The sequence below is a fragment of the Geminicoccus harenae genome (assembly GCF_019800005.1).
GTDB classification, from domain to species: domain Bacteria; phylum Pseudomonadota; class Alphaproteobacteria; order Geminicoccales; family Geminicoccaceae; genus Geminicoccus; species Geminicoccus harenae.
Map to the genome: position 1 here is coordinate 1 of NZ_JABGCL010000018.1, position 17,544 is coordinate 17,544.

Annotated in this window: 18 protein-coding genes; 6 read left to right on the forward strand and 12 right to left on the reverse strand. The window is 69.2% G+C overall.

The features are described from left to right. On the forward strand, nucleotides 1–287 hold a 287-nt coding region (locus HLA95_RS28325; RefSeq protein WP_255592034.1), incomplete at its 5' end, for a transposase. A gap of 188 nt (nucleotides 288–475) precedes the next feature. On the opposite strand, the gene HLA95_RS16895 is transcribed toward HLA95_RS28325, so the two are convergent. The 6 genes from HLA95_RS16895 to HLA95_RS16920 all read right to left on the reverse strand — a co-directional run bounded on the left by HLA95_RS16895 (nucleotide 476) and on the right by HLA95_RS16920 (nucleotide 6,560). After that, nucleotides 476–1,321, reverse strand: a complete 846-nt coding sequence (locus HLA95_RS16895) for a fumarylacetoacetate hydrolase family protein (RefSeq protein WP_191061332.1) — start codon at nucleotides 1,319–1,321, stop codon at nucleotides 476–478. Between the two features lie 45 nt (nucleotides 1,322–1,366). Next, complete coding sequence (locus HLA95_RS16900; RefSeq protein ID WP_191061331.1) at nucleotides 1,367–2,134, reverse strand: ABC transporter ATP-binding protein; 768 nt, start codon at nucleotides 2,132–2,134, stop codon at nucleotides 1,367–1,369. Then, nucleotides 2,131–2,970 (reverse strand): ABC transporter ATP-binding protein, encoded by an 840-nt coding sequence (locus HLA95_RS16905; protein WP_191061330.1) that lies wholly within the window; start codon nucleotides 2,968–2,970, stop codon nucleotides 2,131–2,133. The genes HLA95_RS16900 and HLA95_RS16905 overlap by 4 nt, the downstream gene beginning before the upstream one ends. After that, nucleotides 2,967–3,869, reverse strand: coding sequence for a nickel transporter permease (gene nikC, locus HLA95_RS16910; protein WP_222183946.1), 903 nt, complete (start codon nucleotides 3,867–3,869; stop codon nucleotides 2,967–2,969). Before nikC ends, HLA95_RS16905 begins: the two co-directional genes overlap by 4 nt. Continuing rightward, entirely contained in the window at nucleotides 3,866–4,879 is a 1,014-nt protein-coding gene (locus HLA95_RS16915) for an ABC transporter permease (RefSeq protein ID WP_223861425.1), read from the reverse strand. Before HLA95_RS16915 ends, nikC begins: the two co-directional genes overlap by 4 nt. A gap of 73 nt (nucleotides 4,880–4,952) precedes the next feature. Continuing rightward, complete coding sequence (locus tag HLA95_RS16920; RefSeq protein WP_191058725.1) at nucleotides 4,953–6,560, reverse strand: ABC transporter substrate-binding protein; 1,608 nt, start codon at nucleotides 6,558–6,560, stop codon at nucleotides 4,953–4,955. 140 nt (nucleotides 6,561–6,700) lie between these two features. On the opposite strand from HLA95_RS16920, the gene upp reads away from it, so the two are divergent. Together upp and HLA95_RS16930 are read left to right on the forward strand one after the other, a co-directional pair. Then, nucleotides 6,701–7,330, forward strand: a complete 630-nt coding sequence (gene upp, locus HLA95_RS16925; protein ID WP_191058726.1) for a uracil phosphoribosyltransferase — start codon at nucleotides 6,701–6,703, stop codon at nucleotides 7,328–7,330. Between the two features lie 14 nt (nucleotides 7,331–7,344). Further along, nucleotides 7,345–7,671 (forward strand): chorismate mutase, encoded by a 327-nt coding sequence (locus HLA95_RS16930; RefSeq protein WP_191058727.1) that lies wholly within the window; start codon nucleotides 7,345–7,347, stop codon nucleotides 7,669–7,671. Between the two features lie 21 nt (nucleotides 7,672–7,692). Here the strand turns inward: HLA95_RS16930 and HLA95_RS16935 are convergent, their stop codons facing one another. The 3 genes from HLA95_RS16935 to HLA95_RS16945 all read right to left on the reverse strand — a co-directional run bounded on the left by HLA95_RS16935 (nucleotide 7,693) and on the right by HLA95_RS16945 (nucleotide 10,562). Next, nucleotides 7,693–8,433, reverse strand: a complete 741-nt coding sequence (locus HLA95_RS16935) for an SDR family oxidoreductase (RefSeq protein WP_191058728.1) — start codon at nucleotides 8,431–8,433, stop codon at nucleotides 7,693–7,695. A gap of 114 nt (nucleotides 8,434–8,547) precedes the next feature. After that, nucleotides 8,548–9,273, reverse strand: coding sequence for an acetoacetyl-CoA reductase (phbB, locus tag HLA95_RS16940; protein ID WP_191058729.1), 726 nt, complete (start codon nucleotides 9,271–9,273; stop codon nucleotides 8,548–8,550). Nucleotides 9,274–9,383: 110 nt separating this feature from the next. After that, the gene (locus tag HLA95_RS16945) at nucleotides 9,384–10,562 is read right to left on the reverse strand and encodes an acetyl-CoA C-acetyltransferase (protein WP_322100144.1); all 1,179 of its coding nucleotides are present in this window, start codon (nucleotides 10,560–10,562) and stop codon (nucleotides 9,384–9,386) included. Between the two features lie 264 nt (nucleotides 10,563–10,826). On the opposite strand from HLA95_RS16945, the gene HLA95_RS16950 reads away from it, so the two are divergent. Next, nucleotides 10,827–11,561 (forward strand): PRC-barrel domain-containing protein, encoded by a 735-nt coding sequence (locus tag HLA95_RS16950; RefSeq protein ID WP_191058731.1) that lies wholly within the window; start codon nucleotides 10,827–10,829, stop codon nucleotides 11,559–11,561. Between the two features lie 67 nt (nucleotides 11,562–11,628). Here HLA95_RS16950 and aspS read toward each other — a convergent pair whose 3' ends face one another. After that, entirely contained in the window at nucleotides 11,629–13,455 is a 1,827-nt protein-coding gene (gene aspS / locus HLA95_RS16955; RefSeq protein ID WP_191058732.1) for an aspartate--tRNA ligase, read from the reverse strand. A 107-nt stretch (nucleotides 13,456–13,562) separates the two neighbouring features. Between aspS and rnd the strand changes: the two genes are divergently transcribed. Both rnd and HLA95_RS16965 read left to right on the forward strand, forming a co-directional pair. Continuing rightward, the gene (gene rnd, locus HLA95_RS16960; RefSeq protein ID WP_191058733.1) at nucleotides 13,563–14,717 is read left to right on the forward strand and encodes a ribonuclease D; all 1,155 of its coding nucleotides are present in this window, start codon (nucleotides 13,563–13,565) and stop codon (nucleotides 14,715–14,717) included. A 20-nt stretch (nucleotides 14,718–14,737) separates the two neighbouring features. Next, nucleotides 14,738–15,535 carry an NAD-dependent epimerase/dehydratase family protein gene (locus HLA95_RS16965; RefSeq protein WP_222183949.1) on the forward strand — a complete coding sequence of 266 codons (798 nt, stop codon included), beginning with the start codon at nucleotides 14,738–14,740 and terminating at the stop codon, nucleotides 15,533–15,535. Here the strand turns inward: HLA95_RS16965 and lpxB are convergent. Further along, a complete protein-coding gene (gene lpxB, locus HLA95_RS16970; RefSeq protein WP_222183951.1) occupies nucleotides 15,485–16,726 on the reverse strand; it encodes a lipid-A-disaccharide synthase in 1,242 nt (413 codons plus the stop codon). The genes HLA95_RS16965 and lpxB overlap by 51 nt on opposite strands. After that, nucleotides 16,723–17,544, reverse strand: a complete 822-nt coding sequence (locus tag HLA95_RS16975; protein WP_191060749.1) for an LpxI family protein — start codon at nucleotides 17,542–17,544, stop codon at nucleotides 16,723–16,725. The genes lpxB and HLA95_RS16975 overlap by 4 nt, the downstream gene beginning before the upstream one ends.

Consider the following 17,544-nt stretch of genomic DNA (forward strand, 5'->3'; position numbering starts at 1 on the left):
TCTGGGCAGACGGTGCCTGCACCGGCCCGTTTGCAAAGTGGCTGGAGAAGGAACGCAGCTGGCGCATGGAGATACCCTTCCACCGCCAGCGCCAGGCGTGGCGCTATGGGCTGGAGGAGCGGCCGGCAGGCTTCCACGTCCTGCCGCGCCGTTGGGTCGTTGAGCGGACCTTCGCCTGGCCCTCCCGCTCACGTCGCCTTGCCCGGGACTATGAGCGGCTGCCCGAAACCGGCGTGGCGATGATCCACACCGCCATGAGTCGGATCATGCTGCGGCGCATCGCGTGACCGGTCAGCGACTTTGCCGACAGTCAGTGACAACACTCATCCGCACCTAATAATAGATCAAAATCCGCATCTCGTCATGAAAAATTATACCGGAAGTATTATAGACAGCATAAGCTAGTCAACTACTCCCAGAAGCGCATGAGCTAAGTATTTGGGCTGAGATGCTTGCGCATCTCAGCCCAAACATCTCAGCCCTGGATCACTTCCTGGCGCTGCTCGCCCAGGCCCTCGATGCCCAGGCGCATGACTTGGCCGGCCTTGAGGTAGATCGGCTCGGGCTTCTGGCCCATGCCGACGCCCGGCGGGGTGCCGGTCGAGATGATGTCGCCGGGGTGCAGCGACATGAACTGGCTGAGGTAGTGGACGATGTGCTTCACGTCGAAGACCATCGTCTTGGTGGAGCCGTTCTGGTAGCGGTGCCCGTCGACCTCCAGCCACATATGGAGGTTCTGCGGGTCCGGCACCTCGTCGCGGGTGACCAGCCACGGGCCGGTCGGGCCGAACGTGTCGCAGGACTTGCCCTTGGTCCACTGGCCGCCGCGCTCGGCCTGGAAGGCCCGCTCGGAGACGTCGTTGATCACGCAGTAGCCGGCGACATGATCCAGCGCCTCGGCCTCGCTGACATAGGACGCGGTCTTGCCGATGATCACGCCGAGCTCGACCTCCCAGTCGGTCTTCACCGAGGTCCGGGGGATCTTCACCTGGTCGTTCGGCCCGATGATCGCCGAGGTCGCCTTCATGAACACCACCGGCTCCTTCGGCACCGGCAGGTTGCTCTCCGCGGCATGGTCCGCGTAGTTCAGGCCGATGCAGATGAACTTGCCGGTCCCGCCCACGCAGGGGCCGAGCCGGGTGCCGTCCGGCACCTTGGGCAGGCTCGAGGGATCGATGCCCCGCAGCTTGGCCAGCCCGTCGTCGGAGAGCACTGCGCCGGCGATGTCGGGCACCACGCCGTCCAGCGAACGGATCACCCCGTCCTTGTCCACGATACCGGGCTTCTCGGCCCCAGGCGTGCCGTACCGCACGAGCTTCATCGGTGCTCCATCCTCCCAAAAAGGCGTCGGGCAAGCCCTTAGACCCTATCGGCCAGCATTTGAAGCCTGCGACCGGACATGGCGGCTGGCGGCGACCAGGGCGATTGCCTGCGGCGAGCGGACTTGGCCGGCATCGAGTGCGTCGCGATCCAGCTCCTCGACGATCCGGCCCCGGTCCATCACCAGCACGCGCGGGCACATATGCGCCACGACCGCGAGATTGTGGCTGACCAGGATGGCGGTGAGCCCGCGCCGTTCCTGGATCGCCATCAAGAGGTTCAGGATCTCCGCCTGCACCGACACGTCCAGGGCGGAGGTCGGCTCGTCGAGCAGCAGGATCGAGGGCTCCGGCAGCAGTGCGCGGGCGATCGCGACCCGCTGGCGCTGCCCCCCGGAGAGCTGGTGCGGGTAGCGGAAGCGCACGTCCGCCGGCAGGCCGACATCGGCCAGGGCCTGCGGGATCAGCCGGGCGGGATCCCCTAAGCGGTGGATCGCGATCGGCTCGTCCAGGATCGCGTCGATCGTGTGGCGCGGGTGGAGCGAGCCGTACGGGTCCTGGAACACCATCTGCACGTCGCGGCAAAACGCGAGATCGCGTCGCGCGCCGGCCAGAAGCCGCCCGCCGACCTCGACCTCCCCCTGCCAGTCCGGCGCCAGCCCGGTCAGCACGCGCAGCACGGTCGACTTGCCGGATCCGCTCTCGCCCACGATACCGAGGCAGGCACCGCGCGCGGCCGCCAGGCTGATACCGTCCAGCGCCTTGAGCGGCCCGTAGCGGACGGTCAGGCCACGGATGCGGATGGCAGCGCTCACGATGCGGCCCAGCTAGGATCGCGCCGGAGCACCGGCAGCTCGCGGCGGCGCTCGCCTAGGCGCGGGACACAGGCGAGCAGGCCCTGCGTGTAGGGATGCCGTGCCTGGGCCAAGTCTCTTGCCGGCAGTTCCTCCACGATCCGGCCGGCATAGAACACCAGCACCCGGTCGCAGAACGCAGCCACCAGGTCCAGGTCGTGGCTGACCAGGACCAGGCCCATGCCGCGGGCGGTGACCAGCTCGTCCAGCGTTTCCAGAATGCCGGCCTCCACCGTGGCATCCAGGGCCGAGGTCGGCTCGTCGGCCAGCAGCAGTTCCGGGCCCGGGGCCAGCATCATCGCGATCATGGCGCGCTGGCCCATCCCGCCCGAGATCTCGTGCGGGTAGAGGCGGACCACGCGCTCCGGATCACGGATATGGACGGCGTCCAGCGCCTCGATCGAGCACCGGCGCGCCTCGCCGCGGCCGAGCCGGTGGTGGACCTGAAAGGTCTCGGCGAGCTGCGCGCCTACCGTCATCACCGGGTTCAGGGCGTGGCGCGGGTCCTGCAGCACCATGGCGATCCTGCGCCCGCGCAGCCTTGCCCGCTCCTTCGGCCTCAGCCTGGTCAGGTCCTCCCCGGCAAAGGCCAGGCGATCGGCACTCACCCGGCCGGGCGGCGGGATCAGGTCCAGGATCGCGCGCGCGGTCATCGACTTGCCCGACCCGCTCTCGCCGACGATCCCGACCTTCTCGCGGCCGACGGTGAAGCTGATGCCGCGCACCACCTCGCGCGGGCCGTCCTGGCCCGGAAAGGCCACGCGCAGCCCACTCACCTCCAGGAGCGGAGTGGTCATCGGCCCTGGCTCCGGGGATCCAGCACGTCGCGCAGACCGTCGCCGATCAGGTTGAAGGCGAGGCTCACCAGGAAGATCGCGGCCCCCGGCATGGTCGCGACCCACCACTGGTCGGTCAGGAACTCCCGGCCGGTCGCGACCATGGCCCCCCATTCGGGCGACGGCGGCTGGGCGCCCAGGCCCAGGAAGCCCAGCCCGGCAGCGATCAGGATCATCCCTGCGAGATCCAGGGTGAGGCGCGCCAGGACCGTCGAGATCGTGAGCGGCAGGATGTGGCGCAGGAGGATGCGGCCATGCGAGGCGCCTTGCAGCCGGGCAGCGGCGATGAAGTCCTGGCGGCGCAGGGTCAGGGTTTCGGCACGGGCGAGACGCGCAAAAGGTGGCCAGGCGGTGGCGGCGATCGCGATGATCGCGTTCTCGATGCCCGGCCCCAGGGCCGCCACCAGAGCCAGGGCCAGCACCAGGCGCGGGAACGCCATGAACACGTCGGTGACGCGCATCAGCACCCGGTCCACCCAGCCGCCGCGATAGCCGGCGACGATGCCGATCGCGAGGCCGATCGGCGCCACCGTGATCGCCGCCAGTGCCACGATCACCAGCGTGATCCGGCTGCCCCAGATGACCCTGCTCAAGATGTCGCGGCCGAGCTGGTCGGTGCCGAACGGGTGGGCGAAAGAGGGCGGCTGGAGCCGCCGGGCCAGGTCCTGGGCGTCCGGGGCATAGGGCGCCAGCACCGGGGCGAACAGGGCCACCAGCAGCAGCACGGCCACCAGAACCAGCCCCGCCGCGGCCAGCGGGTTGGCCAGGAGCGCCAGCGTGCCCCGGTAGAACCGGCCCGCCCGCGCCTGGGCGCGCGAGGCCGGTGTGGCCGTGGTCAGCCAGGCGGCAAGCGCGCTCATCGCGCCCTCGGGTCGACCAGGGTGTAGAGCAGGTCGGACAGGAGGTTCAGGCCGATGAAGACGAGGCCGATCACGATGGTGGCGCCCAGCACGGCGGTCAGGTCGGCGGAGAACAGGGACTGGGTGATGTAGAGGCCGAGACCCGGCCAGGCGAACACCGTCTCGGTCAGCACCGCACCTTCCAGCAGGTAGGCATAGGACAGGGCGATCGTGGTGATCAGCGGCACCATGATATTGCCCAGCACGTGCCGCCAGATCACAAGCCGCTCGGGCAGGCCCTTCACCCGCGCCGCGATCACGTATTCCTGGCCGAGCTCGGCCAGCATCAGCGAGCGGGTCATCCGGGTGATGTAGGCCAGCGATAGATAGCCCAGCACCGAGGCCGGCAGGACCAGGTGCCAGAACGCGTCGAGGAAGGCGGCACCGTCGCCAGCCAGCAGCGTGTCGACCAGCATCAGCCCGATCACCGGCTCGATCGTGTATTCATAGACCACGTCGATCCGGCCGGGGCCCGCCACCCAGCCGAGCTCGGCATAGAACACCAGCAGGCCCACCAGCCCCAGCCAGAACACCGGGACGGAATAGCCGGCCAGCGCCACCACCCGGATGACCTGGTCCGGCCATTGCCCGTGCCTGGTCGCGGCCAGCACGCCCAGCGGCACCCCCAGGCAGACGCCGATCAGGGTCGCCGCGGTCGCCAGCTCCAGGGTCGCCGGGAAGAAGCGTGCGATGTCGGTGAGCACCGGCTGGCCGCTCAGCACCGAGTTGCCGAAGTCGCCCTGGAGGATCTCACCGAGATAGCGCAGGAACTGCCGCCAGAGCGGCAGGTCCAGGCCCAGCTCGGTCGCCGCCTGGGCGCGCACATGCTCCGGCGCCCGGTCGCCCACCACCGCCAGCAGCGGGTCCACCGGCATCACCCGGCCGATGAAGAAAGTCACCACCAGCAGCCCGAACACGGTCAGGACCACCGAGGCGATCAGGGACAGGGCGCGGCCGGAGAGCCGGCGCAGCGCGCTGTGTGCGCGCGGCTCCTCCCGCGTCAGCCCGGCCGGATTGTCCTGCTCCGATGCGACCGCCACGCGCCTAGCTCTTGGTCACCCCGGCATAGGTCACGGTGTCGAAGGTCGGGCCGGACACGTAGCCGCTCACGTTGGCGCGCAGCACGCTGTTCTCGACCTGCTGGAACATCAGGATATAGGCACCGCTGGCCTGCACCTCCTTCTGGATGTCCAGATAGGCCTGCTCGCGCGCCTCGGGGTCGATCTCCAGTGCCGCCTCCCCGGCCCGCTCGCTGAGCTCCGGGATGTCCCAGGCATTGCGCCAGGCGATCGTCTTGGCGGTGCCCTCGTCGCTGTTGTCCGGGTTGTTGGCGAAATAGTCGGTGGTGGAGTGCGGGTCGAGATAGTCCGGCGACCAGTACATCAGCACCATGTCGTGGTTGCGGGCCCGGTACTTGGTCAGCACCTGCTTCTGGTCGGACTGGATCAGCTCCACGGTCACGCCGGCCTGGCCGAAGCTGCCCTGGATCGCCTGGGCGATGTCGATATAGGGCGAGGTGTTCGGCACGTCGAAGGTGATCTTGAGCTCGGGCCCGGCGCCGGACTCGGCGAGCAGCGCCTTGGCCTTCTCGATGTCCAGCCTGTACGGGCTGTCGTTGAGTGCCCCGAACATGCCATCGCCCAGGAAGGACTGGTGGACCTGCCACTGGCCCTTGAGGAGGTTGGTCACCAGGCCCTCATAGTCGACCGCCCAGCGCAGCGCTTCGCGCACCTTGGGGTTGGCCAGGAGCGGGTTCTTCTGGTTCAGGCCGATATAGAGGATGCTCTGCTTGGGCTGCGCCAGGAGCTTGAAGTCCGGGCTGGCGGTCAGCTTGGCGATCTGGTCGGGGCTCAGGTTGCGGGCGATGTCGGCATCGCCCTTCTCGACCAGGAGAAGCTGGGTGGCGGGCTCGCCGATATGGCGCACGATCACCCGCTTGATCGCCGGCGCGCCCAGGTAGAAGTCCGGGTTGGCCTCCAGCGCCACAGCGTCCTTGGCCTTCCAGGCGAGCAGCCGGAAGGCGCCCGAGCCCGCCGACTGGTTCTTCAGCCAGCCATAGCCGAGATCACCGTCGGCCTCGTGCTCCAGGACCAGCTTGGAATCGACGATCGAGCCCACGCCCGCGGACAAGGCGTTCAGCACCAGGGTCGGCGCGAACCGGTTGACCAGGGTCAGTTCCACCCTGTCCGGGGCGGTCGCCTTGACGTGCTCCTTCACGTTGTCCGCGGTCCAGCCGAACTGGGTCAGGATGAAGGCCGGGGTCTTGTCCAGGATGACCACCCGTTGCAGCGACCAGGCCACGTCCTCGGCGGTCACCGGGTTGCCCGAGTGGAATTTGAGGTCCGGCCGGATCTTGAAGGCGAGCCTGCCGCCATCGTCCAGCACCTCCCAGCTCTCGGCCACCCCGCCGATCAGCTGGCTGAAATCCTTCGGGTCGAGCATGACCAGGCGGGTATACATCTGCGCCACGATCTCGCCGCCGCTGAACTCGAAGCACTCGGCCGGGTCCAGCGTGATCATGTCGTCGATGTTCTTGGCGATCACCAGCGTGTCGGGCGGCGTGGCGGCACCGGCCGGCCCAAGGCCAGCGGCCAATGTCGCGGGAACCCCGACGCTCAGCGCCATCGCGGTCAACATCGTCCGGCGTTGCATGGGCCTGCTCCGTTCACCCTTCCCGACCTCTGGCGACGGTATCGACGCGCTGCGGCGCGTCAAGTACGGGCGACGCCTGCGGATTGCCCTCGGCCGCCGCCCTGTCTAGACCGGACGCGCCTGCCCCCGGAGATTGACGCATGCCGAAGCTCGTCGTGGTCGACCACCCGCTGGTCCAGCACAAGCTCGCCCTGATGCGCCGCAAGGAGACGCCCACCGCCGAGTTCCGCCAGCTGGTCAAGGAGATCGCCCTGCTGCTGGGCTACGAGATTTGCCGCGATCTGCCGCTGGAGGAGGTCGAGATCGAGACACCGCTGGAGCGCACCACCGTCCGGATGCTCTCGGGCAAGAAGCTCTGCCTGGTCTCGGTGCTGCGCGCCGGTAACGGCCTGCTCGAGGGGATGCTCGACCTGATCCCGTCCGCGCGGGTGGGCCATGTCGGCCTGTACCGCGACCCCGAGACGCTGCAGCCGGTTGAATATTACTACAAGGTGCCGAGCGACATCGCCGAGCGCCAGGTGATCCTGGTCGACCCGATGCTGGCCACCGCCAACTCGGCGGTCGCGGCGGTGCACAAGGTCAAGGCCTCGGGTGCCACCGACATCAAGTACGCCTGCCTGCTGGCGGCCCCGGAAGGGGTCGAGAAGTTCCAGGCCGCGCATCCGGACGTGCCGATCTTCACCGCGGCGCTCGACCGGGCGCTCAACGACCATGGCTACATCATGCCGGGCCTGGGCGATGCCGGCGACCGGATCTACGGGACCCGCTGAAGGGAGGGACGAGGATGAGCGGAGCGGACGGGCGCCTGCCGGCCGAGCTCGCTGGCCTGCGCGCCAGCATCGACAATCTGGACGCGGCGATCGTCCATCTGCTGGCCGAGCGCTTCAAGCTCACCCGGCGGGTGGGCGCGCTCAAGGCCGAGCATGCCCTGCCGCCCGCCGACCCGGCCCGCGAGCAGCGTCAGATCGAACGGCTGCGGCAGCTCGCGGATGTCGCCGGCCTGGAGCCGGAACTGGCCGAGAAGTTCCTGAACTTCATCGTCAAGGAAGTGATCCGGCACCACGAGGTCATCGCCCGCGAGCGTGCCCTGTCCAGGCAGGACCCGCCCTGATCGGGGCGGGCCGCGCCGGGTTCAGATGGTGAGGCCGCCGTCGATCACCGCCAGCGTGCCGGTCGTGTAGGCGCTCTCGTCGGACGCCAGGTAGATCGCCAGCGCCGCGATCTCCTCGGGCGTGCCGAGGCGGCCCAGCGGCTGGCGGGCGATGAATTCCTTGCGCGACTGCACCGGGTCGGCCGCGGCGTTGATCCGGTCGTCCAGCGACGGCGACTGCACCGTGCCCGGGCAGATCGCGTTGCAGCGGATGTTCTGCTTTACGAAGTCCATCGCCACCGACTTGGTGAGCCCCTGCACCGCCGCCTTGGAGGCGCCGTAGGCGAAGCGGTTGGGCACGCCCTTGAACGCGCCAGCCACGCTGGCGACGTTGACGATGCTGCCGCCGCCCTGCTCGATCATCCTGGGCAGGAACGCCTTGATGATCCAGAACATCGAGCGGACGTTCAGGTCGAAGGCGAACTCCCACTGCTCGTCGGTGCAGTCCAGGATCGTGCCGTTGTGGACATAGCCCGCGACGTTGCACAGCACGTTGATGCCCGGGTTGTGCTCCGCGCAGGCGCGGATCGCATCCGCGGACAAAACGTCCAGGCGCTCGACCCGGATGCCCTTCTCCTGCTCCAGGCCCTCCAGCGCATGGATGTTCACGTCGGTCGCGAGCACGTCGGCACCTTCACGGGCAAACGAAAGGGCGATCGCGCGGCCGATCCCCTGCGCGGCCGCGGTCACCAGGACGCGTTTGCCCGCGAGACGTCCACTCATCCCATCTACTCCAAGCGATCGAGGTGCAAAGCCAGCCGATCCGTCGGCCGGGCCGCACCAGTAGCGGACACGGCCCCGGCCCGAAAGGGTTGCGGGCCGCCGACCGCTGCCGGTTCAGATCATGTACTGGCCGCCGTTCACGCTCAGGGTCGAGCCGGTGATGAAGCCGGCATCCTCGCCCGCCAGGAACACGACCGCCCGGGCGATCTCCTCGGGCTCGCCCAGGCGCCCGACCGGGATCAGCGGCAGGATCTTGGCGTTAAGCACTTCCTGGGGCACTGCCTTGACCATGTCGGTCGCGATGTAGCCGGGGGCCACCACATTGACGGTGATGTTGGAGCGCGCCCCTTCCAGGGCCAGCGCCTTGGTGAAACCCGAGGCACCGGCCTTGGCCGCCGCATAATTGGTCTGGCCGAACTGGCCCTTCTGGCCGTTGATCGAGCCGATCGTGATGATCCGGCCGAAGCCGCGCTTCTTCATGCCGTCGAAGACGCATTTGGACATGTAGAACAGCGAATCGAGGTTGGTCGCCACCACCTCGCGCCACTGCTCGACGGTCATCTTGCTGAAGCTGGTGTCGCGGGTGATGCCCGCATTGTTCACCAGGATGTCGACCGGGCCGAGCTCCGCCTCGACCTTGGCCACGCCAGCCTGGCAGGCCTCGAAGTCGGACACGCTCCACTTGAACACCGGGATCCCGGTCCGCTCGGAGAACTCCTTGGCCGCCTGATCGTTGCCCGCATAGTTCGCCGCCACTTGGTGTCCCGCTTCCTTGAGCGCCGTGGACACTGCAGCGCCGATGCCCCGAGAGCCGCCGGTAACGAGTGCAACGCGAGCCATGTCGGTTCTCCCCAATCGTTCCGCGGTCCCGTGGCGGGACCTTGCTCATTCATATGTCGCTCCCCGGCCGGGCGGCGACACCCGGCCGGGAAAACTATCGCCGAAAAAGATCAGTCGCGGGCCACGCACATGGCGATGCCCATGCCCCCGCCGATGCACAGCGTCGCCAGGCCCTTCTTGGCGTCGCGCTTCTGCATCTCGTGCAGCAGGGTCACCAGGACCCGCGCCCCCGACGCACCAACCGGGTGGCCGAGCGCGATCGCCCCGCCATTGACGTTCACCTTGTCCGTGTCCCAGCCGAGGTCCTTGTTGACCGCGCAGGCCTGGGCGGCAAACGCCTCGTTGGCCTCGACCAAGTCGAGATCGTCGGCCTTCCAGCCGGCCTTCTTCAGCGCGGCGCGCGACGCCGGGATCGGGCCGGAGCCCATGATCGCCGGGTCGACGCCGGCCTGGGCCCAGGAAACGATCCGGGCCAGCGGGGTGAGGCCGCGCTTGCTCGCCTCCTCCGCGCTCATCACGAGCACGGCCGCGGCACCGTCATTGATGCCGGACGCGTTGCCGGCCGTGACCGTGCCGTCCTTGGCGAACGCCGCGCGCAGCTTCTGCATCGCCTCGATGGTGGCGCCGAAGCGCGGATACTCGTCCTGCTCGACCACCACGTCGCCCTTGCGGGTCTTGATGGTGACCGGGACGATCTCGTCCTTGAACCGGCCGCTCTTGACCGCCGCCTCGGCCTTGTTCTGCGAGCGCAGCGCGAACTCGTCCTGCTGCTCGCGGGTGATCTGCCACTTCTCGGCGACGTTCTCGGCGGTGTTGCCCATGTGGTAGCCGTTGAAGGCGTCCCACAGCCCGTCCTTGATCATGGTGTCGACCATCTCCACCGAGCCCATCTTGGCCCCGGCGCGGAGATAGGAGGCGTGCGGCGCCTGGGACATGCTCTCCTGGCCGCCGGCGATCACGATGGAGCTGTCGCCGCCCCGGATCGCCTGATAGGCCATGGCCACCGTCTTCAGGCCCGAGCCGCACAGCATGTTGACGCCATAGGCCGGGACGTCGACCGGCAGGCCGGCATTCACCGCAGCCTGGCGGGCCGGGTTCTGGCCCTGGGCGGCCGTCAGGATCTGGCCGAGCATCACCTCGGAGACCTCGGCGGCGTCGACCTTGGCGCGCTCCAGCACGGCCTGGATGACGACCTTGCCGAGATCATGGGCCGGAAGGGTCGACAAGGCGCCGTTGAACGACCCGATCGCGGTCCTCGCCGCGCTTACGATGACCACATCACTCATGATGTTCCTGCCCTTTCCTTGGCCAGTCCATTTGACCCGGCTGCCACGGCGAGTTCACCGGCGGCGGCCGGGCCGTTGTCGAAAGTGTCCTCCAGCCGGCCCATGGGTGCAAGCGACCTGCCCCCGCCATGCTCCGCTTTGCCCGGATTGGGCGAGACTTCCCTTAATTTTTGTGAAGCCGGTGTGGAACCCGGTGCGCTGGAATTGGGTTAGGCAACCAGTCGATCACAAGATCGGAACCGATCCCTGGAAAGGAGGATGAAGGTCATGCGTAAGTCGTTTCTCGCCAGCGTCGCCGTGATTGGCTTGACCACCGCAAGTGTCGCCTATGCACAGCAGGATGCCACGACTACCGATCCGGCCGCTCCTGCTGGACAGGTCACACCGATGACCGAGCCGGAAGCGCCCGCCGGCGGTGACACCATGGGCGCTGCCGGTAACGAGGCTGGTGGTGCGGCACAGCAGGGCATCGACGGCGCCGGCCCGACCATGACCGAGAGCGACGGCAGCATGGGCACTGCCCCGACGCACACCGGTGCCATGACGGCGCAGAGCTACCAGCCCTATAGCGGCCAGGAAGCCGGCAGCTTCACCGGCACGATCGCCGGCGACTTCAGCGCAGACGACCTGATGAACCGCAACATCGTCGACATGGAAGGCAACAATGTCGGCCAGGTCAGCGACCTGCTGATCGGCAGCGACGGCACGATCCAGAACGTCCTGGTCGATGTCGGCGGCTTCCTCGGCATCGGCACCCGCACCGTGGCGCTGGGCCTGGACCAGGTGCAGATGGCCCAGGGTGACGCCGAGGACTTGGTCGTCAACATGACCCGCGAGCAGGTCGAGAACCTGCCTCAGGTCGAGGAGCAGGACGGCACCTGGGGCACCATGCCCGAGACGCCCGACATGCCGACCGATACCGGCACCACGGCCCCGGGCCTCGCCCCGGCTCCGGGCACCGACCCGGCCGCACCGGCAGCCCCGGCTACCACGACCCCGTAAGTCCGGCGTCAGCCGCTTCGGGACGACCACCCGGCCCGCCGGCTTCGGCGGGCCGTTTGGCGTCCGGTCAGAGCTCCACCACCGGCGTCTCGCCTTTGGGCGGCTCGCCGCGCAGCTTCTCCCGCGCCAGCGGGCTGAGCTGCAGGTTCAGCTCCTTGAGCTGCTTGTCGGTGACCCGCGACGGTGCCCCCAGCAGCAGTTCCTGGGCCTGCTGGTTCAGCGGGAAGGCGGTGACCTCGCGGATGTTCGGCGTATCCGCCAGCAGCATCACGATCCGGTCCACGCCGGGTGCTATGCCGCCATGCGGCGGCGCCCCGTACTGCAGGGCACGGAACATGCCGCCGAACCGGTTCTCCAGCTCCTCCCTGCCATAGCCGGCCACCTCGAACGCCCGGACCATGATGTCCGGCCGGTGGTTCCGGATGGCACCCGAGGACAGCTCGATGCCGTTGCAGACGATGTCGTACTGGAAGGCCTTGATGGTCAGCGGGTCCTGGCCGTTCAGCGCGTCCATGCCGCCCTGGGGCATCGAGAACGGGTTGTGCGAGAAGACGACCTGCTTCAGATCCTCGTCATACTCGTACATCGGGAAGTCGACGATCCAGCAGAACCGGTAGGCGTTCTTCTCGCAGATGCCGAGCTGCTCGCCGGCCTGGTTGCGCACCTGGCCGGACAGCTTCTCCGCCCCGGCCTTCCCGTCGCAGACGAAGAACACCGCGTCGCCGTCGCCGATCCCGGCCAGCTCCTTGAGCTTGGCCAGCCGCGGCTCGTCCAGGAACTTCGCCACCGGTCCCTTGGCGGCACCGTCCTGGAAGATGATGTAGCCCAGGCCCGGCGCCCCCAGGCTCTGGGCGAACGCCACCATCTTGTCGAAATAGGAGCGCGGCTGCCTGGCGGCACCCGGGGCCGGGATCGCGCGCACCACCGCGTTCTTGCTCTCGATGGCCTTGGCGAACACGGCAAAGCCGCCGCCCGCGAACACCTCGGTCACGTCCTGGATGCGGATCGGGTTGCGCAGGTCCGGCTTGTCCGAGCCGTAATGCAGCATCGCATCGTGGTACGTGATCTGCGGGAACGGGTAGGGCGTCACCTCCCAGTCGCTGAACTCGGTGAACACGCCGTGGATCACCGGCCCCACCGCGTCGAACACGTCCTGCTGAGTGACGAAGCTCATCTCGACGTCGAGCTGGTAGAACTCGCCCGGGCTGCGGTCGGCGCGGGCATCCTCGTCGCGGAAGCACGGCGCGATCTGGAAGTAGCGGTCGAAGCCGCTGATCATGAGCAGCTGCTTGTACTGCTGCGGCGCCTGCGGCAGCGCGTAGAAATGGCCGGGGTGGAGCCGGGACGGCACCAGGAAGTCGCGGGCACCCTCCGGGCTGGACGCGGTCAGGATCGGCGTCTGGAACTCGGTGAAGCCCTGGGCGGTCATCCGCTGGCGCAGCGAGGTGATGATCTTCGAGCGCAGGACGATGTTCTCGTGGATCTTCTGGCGGCGCAGGTCCAAGAACCGGTAGCGCAGGCGAGTCTCCTCGGGATAGTCGCGCTCGCTCGCCACCTCGAGCGGCAGGGTCTCGGCCTGGCTCTCGATCGCGAACTCCTCGACCACGACTTCGATCGCGCCCGTGGGCAGCGCCGGGTTGACGGTCGCCGCCTCGCGCGCCACTACCCGACCGGTCGCGGTGACTACGCTTTCCGCCCGAACCCGCGACGCTTCCTCGAAGAACGCGCTGGACGGCTGGCAGACCAGCTGGGTGATGCCGTAGTGGTCGCGCAGGTCGATGAACAGGAGTTGCCCGTGATCGCGCTTGCGCTGGACCCAGCCCGACAGACGGACGGTGCTGCCGACATCGTCCGCGCGAAGCTGTCCGCAGGTATGGGTGCGGTAAAGATGCATGGGTTCCTCGTATTCACCAGCCCCGCCGGCTGTCTCCACCGCGCGTCTAACCCTACCCGCCCCGCTCGTAAAGCGAGCCTCTCCCCGCAGATGGATTCCCTACCCGCATGCTGATCCAGGACAACGCGTCGCTCGCCGCCGTCTGCGCCAGGCTCGCGCACGAGGATTTCGTGACCGTCGACACGGAATTCATGCGCGACAAGACCTATTATGCGAAGCTCTGCCTGGTGCAGCTGGGCGGCGACAAGGAAGCGGTCGCGATCGACACGCTCGCCCCCGGTATCGACCTCACGCCGCTGCTCGACCTCATGGCCGACCCCAAGGTCCTCAAGGTGATGCACGCCGCGCGCCAGGACCTGGAGATCTTCTGGCACTTGATGGACGGCCGGCTGCCGGCCCCGCTGGTCGACACCCAGATCGCCGCGATGATCCTGGGCTATGGCGAGGAGGTCGGCTACGAGGCCCTGGTCACCCGGCTGACCAATGCCCGGGTAGACAAGACCTCGCGCTATTCCGACTGGTCGCACCGCCCGCTGCGGCCGGCCCAGGTCCAGTACGCGCTGGGCGACGTCATCCACCTGCGCGAGGTCTGGCGCCGGCTCGACCAGGAGATGGTCAAGGCCGGGCGCCGCCACTGGCTGGAGGACGAGCACGCGACCCTGTTCGATCCCGGCCTCTACGACGTCGACCCGGACATCGCGTGGCGGCGCCTGAAGGTGCGCTCGCGCGATCCGCGCTTCATCGCGGTGGTCCAGGCGCTGGCCGGCTGGCGCGAGCGGGCGGCGCGGGCTAAGGACCTGCCCCGCCAGCGCATCCTGCGCGACGACGTGCTGATGGAGGTTGCCGCCAACCGCCCGACCAGCATCGAGGCGCTGAAGGAACTGCCCCGGGTGTCGCTGGACCGGGGGAGTGCCCAGGCGGTGGTCGAGGCGATCGAGGCGGCACTGCGCCTGCCGCCTGCGGACCTGCCGGTGCTGGAGCCGGTCCGCGACCTGCCGCGCGGCATCCCCGCGATCGTCGACCTGCTCCGGGTCCTCCTGAAGCAGGTCGCCGACGAGCACGACATCTCGCCCCGGCTGATCGCCAACGGCGAGGACCTGGAAGCGGTGGCGCTGGACGACCAGTCGACGGTGCGGGTCTTGTCGGGCTGGCGGCGCGAGCTGTTCGGCGAGAAGGCACTGGCGCTGAAACGTGGCGAGCTGGTGCTGGGGGTGCGCGGCCGCAAGGTGGTGGTCGAGCCGCGCCAGCCCGCCATGCGCTGAGCCGCAGCCGGACGGCCGCCTTGCGCATCGCGATCACCGGGGCCGGGGGCTTCATCGGCCGTCATCTGGCCGCCGCCTTGCCCGAGGCCGTCCCGCTCTCCCACCGGGAGATCCCGACGCTGGACGGCCACCACTTCGACCTGGTGATCCATGCCGGGCGCTCGCCCGGAATCGGCCAGGCGGACTGGCTCCTGGCGGACGATGCCGAGTACCTGCTCCTGCGCCGCCTGGCGGACAGCGCCTGCCGCTACCTGATGCTGTCCAGCCGCGCCGTGTACGGCCCGGCCGACGGCAATGCCCTGGCGCCAAACCATCCCACCGCCCCGGCCAGCGCCTATGGCCGCAACAAGCTTCGCCTGGAGCAGGCCGGCCGCGACCTCCTGGGCGAGCGCCTTGGCATCCTGCGCCTGTCCAACGTGTTCGGCTGCGAATGGCCCGGCCGGACCACCTTCTTCGGCACCATGCTGGCGGGCCTGGCCGAGCGGGGCGCGATCCGCTTCGACATGGCCGGCAGCACCCGGCGTGACTTCGTCCCGGTGGCGGCGGCCGCGCGCACCATCGCCAGCCTCGCCAGGCTCGGTACCCGGGATCCCGTGCTTCATGTCGGCTCGGGCATCGCCCTGCCCTGCGCGGCGCTGGCCGAGGCAGCCATCGCCGGCTTCGGCCGGGGCCGCTTGGTGGCGACGGGGCCGGAGCGCGACGGGTTCGCGTTCGATGTCGGCCGCACGGTGGCGCTCACCGGCATCGCTCTGGACGAGGCCGCTGTCCTAGGAGCGGCCCGGGCCGTCGGCCGGGAGCTGGCGCAGCTCCGGGGCTGAGCCCAGCAGTGCCGCTTCGGCCAAGAGATCCGGGAGGAGCGGCCCGAAGGCCGCGCGCACCGCGGCCTCGCTGGGCTGCATGCCGCTGTCCGGCACCAGGCTGCGCACGACGGCGGCCATCGCCTCCCGCTGGGCCGAAGCCTCGTCCGGATCGTCCAGCAGGGCCTGCGCCTCGGCCGCCACGCGCACCGGCGTGCAGTCCTCTTGCAGGAGTTCCGGCAGGACCGGCCGGTCAGCGATCAGGTTGACCAGCGAGGCGTAGCGCACCTTGACCAGCCGCCTGGCCAGCCAGGCCGAGAGCGCGGAGGTCCGGTACATCACCACGGTCGGGCAGGTTGCCAGCGCCAGTTCCAGCGTCACCGTGCCGGACGCAGCGATCGCCAGGTCGCAGGCGGCGAACAGGTCGAACCGGTTGGTCCGGTCGGTGCTGATCTCGGCCGGCACCGGCCAGCCGGCCACCGCCTCCCGGACCAGGGCTTCCACGGACGGCACGGTCGGCACCACCACGCCCAGATCGGCATGGTCCACCGCCAGGTCCCTGACCACCTCGCGCAGGATCGGCAGGTGCCGGGTGACCTCGCTCCGGCGGCTGCCCGGCAGGAGGCAGAGCAGCCGCCTGGTGGCCGGGACCGCATGGGCCGCGCGCCAGCGCAGCCCATCGGGTGCCTGGACCGGCTCCTCGACCACCGGATGGCCGACAAAGCTCCCCGAGACGCCGAACCGCGCGAAGAAGCCCGGCTCGAACGGCAGGATGTAGAGGACATGGTCGCACAAGGCCGGCAGGGCGCGGGCGCGCCCCTCCTTCCACGCCCACGCCTGCGGCGCCACGTAATGGACCTTGCGCACCGGCAGGTCCTGGAGCCGCTTCAGCAGCCGCAGGTTGAAGCCCGGCGCATCCACGGTGAGCAGCAGATCCGGGCGGACCCGGCGCACCGCCGCCTCGACGTCGCGCAAATGCCGGCGGATGCGCAGGATCTTTGGCAGGACCTCGGCAAAGCCCATCAGCGCTAGATCCTCCAGGGGCAGGAGGGTCCGCTGGCCGTGCCCGGCCAGCCTGGGGCCGCCCACGCCCACAACCTCGACCGGACGCGGTGCCAGGAGCTGCTTCAGCGTGTCGACAAATCGCCCGGCCAGCTGATCCCCGGACGGCTCGCCGGCCACCACGAACAGCCGGAACGGTACCAGGCTCATGGCTCGGGTACGATGCCGACCAGGAACAGCCCGGCGGCATCACAGGCGGCGATCGTGGCTTCCCGGTCGACCAGCAGGGTCTGGCCCGCTTCCAGTGCGATCCCGACCAGGCCGGCCGCCTGCGCACGCCTGACCGTGTCGACACCGGCTGTCGGCAGATCAGCGCGGCGTTCCTGCTGCGGCTTCCTCATCTTGACCAGCACGCCCCCGCGCCCGACTAGGCGCAGCTCCCCGCAGCGCTCGATCAGCCGGTCCGTGCCCTCGATCCCTTCGACGCCGATCACCTGCTCCTGCTGGACCACCACGGCCTGGCCGACATCCAGCGCACCGAGCGCCCGGGCGACCTTCACGCCCAGCGCAATGTCGCGCAGGGCATCGGCATCGGGCGCGAGCCGGCTAAGGCGGCCCTCCGGCGTCAGCAGGTCGCCCTCGACCTCATGCGCGCCGACGATGCGAAAGCCCTCGCCCTCCAGCTCGGCCAGGATGAGCCGCAGGAGCGCGTCGTCGCCCCGCCCGGTGCGGAGCAGCTTCGGCAGCATGCCGATGGCCCGCGCATCCAGCCCGATCGCCGACAGGGACGGCCGCCTGACCGGGCCGAGCAGGCAGACCTCGGCGATCCGCTCGCGGTGGAGGATGTCGATCGCCCGGCCGACCTGGCCGATCCCGACCGTGGCGCTCGGCAGGCCCTCGGCGGTCGTGGGATCGGTAATCCCGTCCAGGCACAGGATGAACACGTCGCGCCCGGCCCGCCTGGCGGTGTCCGCCAGGCGCCTGGGCATCGGCCCGGAGCCGGCGACGATGGCGAGCCTGCCCGGCAC